At 24.0% G+C, this 7,608-nt stretch carries 5 protein-coding genes; 1 reads left to right on the forward strand and 4 read right to left on the reverse strand.

The genetic code is table 11. The features are described 5' to 3' along the window. Positions 1-312 precede the first annotated feature (312 nt). From BUA77_RS12140 to BUA77_RS12155, 4 genes are all read right to left on the reverse strand, one after another. The gene (locus BUA77_RS12140; RefSeq protein ID WP_072890638.1) at positions 313-1,590 is read right to left on the reverse strand and encodes a sensor histidine kinase; all 1,278 of its coding nucleotides are present in this window, start codon (positions 1,588-1,590) and stop codon (positions 313-315) included. Next, a complete protein-coding gene (locus BUA77_RS12145) occupies positions 1,583-2,320 on the reverse strand; it encodes a LytR/AlgR family response regulator transcription factor (protein WP_072890640.1) in 738 nt (245 codons plus the stop codon). The genes BUA77_RS12140 and BUA77_RS12145 overlap by 8 nt, the downstream gene beginning before the upstream one ends. A 153-nt stretch (positions 2,321-2,473) precedes the next feature. Next, positions 2,474-3,934, reverse strand: a complete 1,461-nt coding sequence (locus tag BUA77_RS12150; protein WP_072890643.1) for an HlyD family efflux transporter periplasmic adaptor subunit — start codon at positions 3,932-3,934, stop codon at positions 2,474-2,476. Next, entirely contained in the window at positions 3,935-6,112 is a 2,178-nt protein-coding gene (locus BUA77_RS12155; protein ID WP_072890646.1) for a peptidase domain-containing ABC transporter, read from the reverse strand. A gap of 260 nt (positions 6,113-6,372) precedes the next feature. Between BUA77_RS12155 and BUA77_RS12160 the strand changes: the two genes are divergently transcribed. Continuing rightward, a complete protein-coding gene (locus tag BUA77_RS12160) occupies positions 6,373-6,648 on the forward strand; it encodes a hypothetical protein (protein WP_072890649.1) in 276 nt (91 codons plus the stop codon). The last annotated feature ends 960 nt before the right edge of the window (positions 6,649-7,608 follow it).

The raw sequence follows: 7,608 nt of genomic DNA on the forward strand, positions 1-7,608 counted from the left end.
TATCTTTATTGACTTTTTGTTTTTATAATATATAAAATCACAACTCTGAATACATAAAATAGGAAATTTTAGAAAACAATTATTTAAATAAACCGAATATGTATTTAATTTCCCTATAAAAAAGTCTTTATTCTAAAGGTTTTACAATGTAGACTTTTTTAAAATTTCATGTCGCCAACGAGTCCTAACGGACTCCGTTGCTCAAAATAGTTGATACTTTTATTCAGTTACCAAAGTTATCAGCAGTTTAAAAAATTTATAATTTCTATAGATTAAAAAATGATATTAAAGTAGCCATGGCATTTGCCATGGCTACTTTACAATCGCTATCTCTTGATGAAATAAATTATCTTTTATATATGTATTCATATACATATTATGATATTTCTTATTCAGTTTTCTGACTATATCAAGGCCCAAGCCTCTATCATTTCCTTTTGTTGAGTATCCTTTCTCAAAAATTCTATTTATTTCAGGTTTTGTTTTAAATGAATTTGAAATTATAATATAAATTTCATCTTCATCATTTCCTATTCCAATATTAACCATTTTAACATCTGATTCAATACTAGCCTCTACTGCATTATCAATTAATATCCCTAATATTTTACAAATATCTATATCCTTTAATATAAAATCTTCTATATCATTAACTATATTTAAACTTAAATTTAACCCCAAAGAAACTGCTTTTGCTAACTTTATACTTATTAGCCCTTTAACAGGAATATTTTTTATATTTATAAGTCCATATATATTAACGTCCATATATTTATCATTTACTAGATTCTCATAGAAATACTTTTTCAGCCCTTCCATGTTGTTACTTGATATATATCCACTTATACACATTAAAATATTTCTATAATCATATTTAAATTTTCTTATGTTTTCAAGAGATTCTTCTATCATATTTGCATATAGCTGAATATTCTTTTTTTCATTTTTCTCTATATATAATTTATTTAAAAAAGAAAATATAACATAGCTTACAAGTATACAACATAAAAATATAAGTATAAAAAATAAAATAAATTTATTCATACTTATATCAGCATTTACATATTCAAAGCTATATATAATCGTTGCAAATATTATTATTATGAAAATTGTATGCAACCAAAGTATTTTATTTTCTTCTAATATAATATCATTTCTTAAGTTTAAAATATTTATTTTCCTTAATAAACTAGCTATTAATACAGCCATAAAAATTATTAATACTTCAAAAAAAATATCTCCCAAGAAGCTATATGTATCTAAAATATTAGTATACTCGTATAATGTGTAACCAACAACTACATCTGATAAGTGAAATATGCCAAATGTTATAATATATATTTTAAAAAAACGTGATTTATTTTTTGAATAAACTAAATATATTCCAAAGCTGAGAATTAAATAATATATACCTAACCTTAAAAAATCAGGACATATATATACTAACAATGTTTCTAATAAAGATAAAAAAATCATTAAATTTACTTCATAAAATAAATTATAATCTTTATAATTCCCTAATTTTTTAAAAACAAATATAAATGAATATGTAAAAATATATGTCATAACAAAGTTTTCAAGACTATTCATCCTTCATCAGTCCCTTAATGCGACTTCTTGATAAAAGGCTTTTTTGACCATTTTTCATAAGAACATATAAATTATTTAAATCTTTATTTATCATTTTTATATAGTCTTTATTTAAAATACACGCTCTATGAGACTTATAAAATCTTTCATCAAGCTCTTTTTCTATCTCTTTAAAACTACCATTAAATTCTATAATACTGTCTATGGTAGATACTCTTATTTTTCGTGGTATCCCAGTAGTTTCAAACTTTATAATTTCACTAAGCTTTAGTATATATTCTCTTTTTCCAGATTTAATAGTTATGCTAGATTCATCTTCTTCATTTACACTATTTTTATATATTATATCTAAGTTTTCTAATAATCTATATTCAATATTATCAGTTTTATCAATAAAATCTAAAGCTTTTAATTTATATTTAAATATCTTCATAACCATAACAGAATGATTTGTTATGAATATAATTTCTCCATTCTTATCATATTTTCTAATTTCTTTTGCCAGATTCATTCCATTTTGATTATTTTTAAGTTCTATATCTAAAATATAAATATTTTTCTTATCTAAATTTTTCTTTACATACTCAATAATACCATCAGTACAATCTCTTATTAAGCCTATATTAAATTTATACTCAACTTTAGAAATAGTATTATTATAATTATCAATTATGTTCACAATTCTTTTAAGCATTTCTTTGTTATCTTCACAAACTATGACATTAAACATAATAATCCCCCAAGAATCACAAATTTTTCCTGTATGAAAAATATTATAACATTTTTTTACTTTTTTTAAATTAATTTTTAATTTTAGTTATAATTTTCTATTCATTATAAAAAGCCTTAAATAAGAATATTTTTCTTATCTAAGGCTTTATCTTTAATTACGTAAATCTAATTTTTCTAAAATATAATATATTATCTTTTTACGTTTAGTTACAATTTGTACATCTGCTGTCATACCAACTTTAACTCTTTTCATATCTCCTTTATATCCATATAAAGGTTTATTTTCTAAGCTTCCTTCTATAAAATAACTAAATCCTCCACTTTCATTAAAGGTCGAATCTGCTGATATATTAGTTATTTTTCCTTTTAATTCTCCGTATTCTTTAAACGGTAGTGCTTTAAAGTGGTATTTTACTTTATCTCCTTTTTTTATCTTAGATATATCTTTATCTGATACATATATGTTTAATTTAAATTCACTTTGGTTTTTAGGAATAACTGTTGCTATATCTTCTCCTCCAATTAAGTTATCTCCTATATTCAATTCCTTTTGAATTTTTAAAATTCCATCTATTGGAGATTTTACTATACACTTTTTCTTATTTGTTTTGAGTTCCCCTAAAGATACTTTTAAATCTTGTATCTGTACTTCTTTCTTTTTAATTAATTCATCTATAGATACTAATGTATCAGTTTCTAAATAAGAAAAAGAGCCTATACTTTTTATATCAGTACTTCTAAATAATTTATTTTTTTCTATAGTATTTTGGCTAAGAGTTAATTTATTTTCAAATATTTCATTTGAAATTCTTGATTTATTTTCATTATCAAATTTTTGAAGATTTAATTTTGCTTGATTATAATAATTCTTTATTTCTTCAAATTCCTTTTTTGATATACTTCCAAATTCATATAGCTCTTTATATCTTTTATAATTATTTTCTGTAAAGTTTAAATTATTTATTAACTCATCTTTTTTAGCTTTATAATCTTCATACATATGATAATATTCTTTATTTTGTTTATCAAAATAATTAACATTATCATTCATAGATTTTAATAAAAGTTCTTGATTACTTATTTTATTTTGAAGTTCACTTACCTTTTCATTTATAAGTTCTTTATTTTGAAATTCTTCTTGTATATCTAATTTATATTTTTCATATTTATAATAATAATCTCTTTCTTTTTCATCATTTATATCAAATAAATTTTTCTTTTTAATTATGCTTTCTTTAAATTTACATAAATTATTGTATTCTATTTGATTTTTATCTAATAATTCATTAGTTTGATTTATTTTAATATCTATACTTTCTGTATCTAAAGTATACAGCAAATCTCCTTTTTTAACTTTTTTTCCTTCCTTCATATTAAGAGTTTTAACTTTTCCAGATACTACATTTTTTATAGTACTAATTTTACTATTCGGTCTAACTACTCCTTTGGCTTTAACTACTTCATCAAGTTCTCCAAAATAACTCCATATAAGTACTGATAATAAAGATATTAAAATAATATATATAAATATTTGGACAAAAGGAAATGGCTTAGCTTCTAATATTTCTTTACTGTCTGATATATCTTTCAAGTCTTGTACTATATACTTCACCTACGAAGCCCTCCTTTCATCACTAACTTGTCCTTTCCAAAGCTCGTAATATCTTCCTTTTTGAAGCATTAATTCTTCATGTGTTCCACTTTCTATAATTTCACCAGATTCTAAGACAAAGATTCTATCACATTTTTTTATTGTACTAAGTCTATGAGCAATAATTATAATGCTCATATCTTTATCTAAACTATTTATTGTATTTTCTATAGATTTTTCAGTTATAGAATCTAAATTACTTGTAGCTTCATCCATAATAAGTATATCTGGCTTTTTAAGAAGTGCCCTTGCAATAGATAATCTTTGTCTTTGTCCCCCTGATATATTAGCTCCATTTTCTTCAAGTCTAGTTTCATATCTTAAAGGTAACTTATTTACAAAATCATGAACTTTTGTCATTTCACATACCTTTATTATTTCATCCATAGTCGCATCTTCTTTTCCAAACTTTAAATTTTCAAGTATAGTATCACTAAATAAAAATGTTTCTTGAGGAATATATGCAACTTTTTCTCTTAAATATTCTATAGATATATCTTGTACATTTTTCCCATCTATTAAAATTTCACCTTTTTCAACTTTATATAAATTAAGAAGAAGCTTTGCAAGAGTTGTCTTTCCAGACCCACTTTCTCCAACTAAAGCTATTTTTTCTCCTTTTTTTATTTTCATATTTATATTTTTTAAAACAAGTTCTCTTGTTCCATATCTAAAATCAATATTTTTAAATTCTATATCTCCTTTTAAAGTTTTAGGTTTTAATTTATTTAAATCATTGTTTGTTTTTTCTAATTCTAAATCCAGTATTTCACCTAATCTGTCAGCTGCAACTACAGCTGTTTGCATACTTGTTTGTAAATTTATTAAATTAGTTACAGGTCCTATAAAATATCCTAAAAGTGAGTTAAATGTAATTAACTGCCCCATAGACATTTCCCCACTTATAACACTTTTAGCCCCAACCCATAATATAACAGTTCCTCCTATGCTTGATACTACACTTGATAATACTCCTTGAATATTTGATAATTTGCCCATTTTAAATGAAGTTTTAAGAACTGCAATAAAATTTTGCTCTGTTTTTAACTCATTTTTTCTTTCAGCATTAAAAGACTTTATAGTATGTATTCCATTTAAGCTTTCTATTAAGTATGAGTTTAACTTTTCATTTTTCTCCATAATTTCTTTATTCATTTTTTTGAAAGGTTCTTTAAAAGAAATTACTATTGCTGTATCTAATATTAAAAGTATTATTGCTATAAAAAATAACTTTGTACTTACCATATAGAGTATTACAGCTCCTGCTATAGCCATTAATGTATCTATCATTATTGTAAGTGTTGCCCCTGAAATTATATCTTTAATTTGAGAGGCATCCATAAATCTTGATATTATCTCTCCACTTCTTCTAGTTCCAAAAAAGTTCATAGGAAGCTTTAGTACATGATTGTAATAACCTAGTATCAAAGGAATATCTAATTTTTGACTAAGATATAGTAACAAATGACTTCGAAATGCTGATAATACAATTTTTAATAAACCAAGCATTATCATTCCTATAGCCACAACATTTAATGTTTTATCAAGTCCATAAGGTATAATATCATCTAATAAAAACTTAAAGAAAAATGATCCAAATATACCTAACCCAGAAAGCATTAAAGATACTAAAAATACATTTATTATTAATAATTTTTGAGGTTTTAATATACAAAAAAATCTTTCAAATAAACCTTTAGTTTCATCCTTTTTTTCAAACTTAATATCTGGTACTAAAAGTATTAAAATTCCACTCCATATTTTAAAAAATTCTTCTGGAGTGTATTCAACTATTCCTTCTCCAGGATCAGCTACTATTATCTTATCCTTCGATATATAATGAACAACAACATAGTGAAGTAAATTATCTATAACTACATGAGCTATTGCAGGAAGTGGAAATTCTGAATAAAAATCTTCCTGAGTGGATGCTCTTACTGCTTTAGCAGAAAAACCAAGCTCCTCAGCTGCCTTTATCATTCCAAATACATTTGTTCCCTGCTTATCAGTCCCTGCTATTTCTCTTATTTTAGTAATAGGTATTTTAAGACCATACTGCTTTGATATAGTAGCTAAACATGCCGCCCCACAATCAGTCATATCATGCTGCTTTATACATATATATTTCTTTTTAAACATATTTCCCTCCTTAATTTATGTTTTCATAGCCATGATTTTATATATTCTAAAAACAAAAAGTCAATACAGATGTCACGAATTGTCAATATAGAGTCATGAATTGCTAAAATATATATTTTTTTACAATCCATGGCGTTATATTAACAATTCATGACATATATCTTGATTTTATGAATTGAATTTGTTTTAATAATCTTGTCGCGACGGTCACAGTATTAATCAAAATAATAAATATCATATATCATAAGGAGGTACTTGAAATGAAAGAATTAAAATTAAGTGAAATGATGGAAATTAACGGAGGAAGAATGGATGGTTATGATGTAATCGATAGTTTACTTTCTGGTGCAAAAACTGGGGCTTTAACAGGTGCAGCCTTAGGAAGCGGAATACCTGGTGGTGGAACAATAGCAGGAGGAATAAGTGGAGCAATAATAGGTGCAGGATTAAATCTTACTAAAGATTGTTTAAAAGATTATGCAAAAGATAGCCTTAGAGATAGAAATCGAAAAAAGAAAAAAAGAAGAAGACATTAATTTAAGTAACACTTAGTTCTCCATTGAACTAAGTGTTATCCAATCTAAATAAGAGGTGCATCATATGATTTTTAAAAATAAAATATTAATATATTTATTTTTAGGTATATTACTTAACACAAAAGAACTTATTAATATTTTCAAAATAAATAATATATATATTTTTACCTTTATATTTTTATATTTATTTTTTATTAGTTTATATACATCAAAATATAATTTTTTATTCAACCTTAAAACAGATAAAAAAAATTTAGAATTTGATATAACAAAAAACAAATATTTTAAGAATTTCATTTTATGTTTATCTAATTGGTTTGCTCTAATTATATCATTGAATTGCTTAACTGATACTGACATTGTTATTTTGTATAGAATATTATTTTTTATAGTATCTATCCTAATAACTACTTTAGTTGCTTATTTAATTATGTTAACAATATCTAAACATATTTATAAAAATAATTTCAAATAAAATATCATAAACTGACGTTTAAAATTTTTATCATTTTAGGTTTACATTTTGGGAAATAAAAGCGTCTTTATTAAAGAAGAAATTTTTATGGCATCAGATATTCGTTTACTTGAGAAAACAAGTCCTGAGTATATAAACACAACAAATCAAATTTCATTAGAACAAGTAAACATTATAAACTTATAAAAGTAGCCATGGCATGTGCCATGGCTACTTTTACTCCCTCAATTTATTAACTTCCTCTACAGAAAGTCCTGTTTTTATTGCTATTGTTTCATTATCTAAAACATCTAATAAATTTTTAGCTATATTTATTTTTTCTTGTTTTATTCCTTCTTTTCTTCCTTTCTTCCTTTAATTTCAGCAGTTTTCACTTCTGCTTTCCTTATCATCATAGCCTTTCTTTCATTTTCATATATTTCTCTTTCTTCCTTTTCTAAATACATTGTATCTAATTTCTCTATTGCCTTTTTTACACTTTCATC

Source organism: Tepidibacter formicigenes DSM 15518 (assembly GCF_900142235.1).
GTDB classification, from domain to species: domain Bacteria; phylum Bacillota; class Clostridia; order Peptostreptococcales; family Peptostreptococcaceae; genus Tepidibacter; species Tepidibacter formicigenes.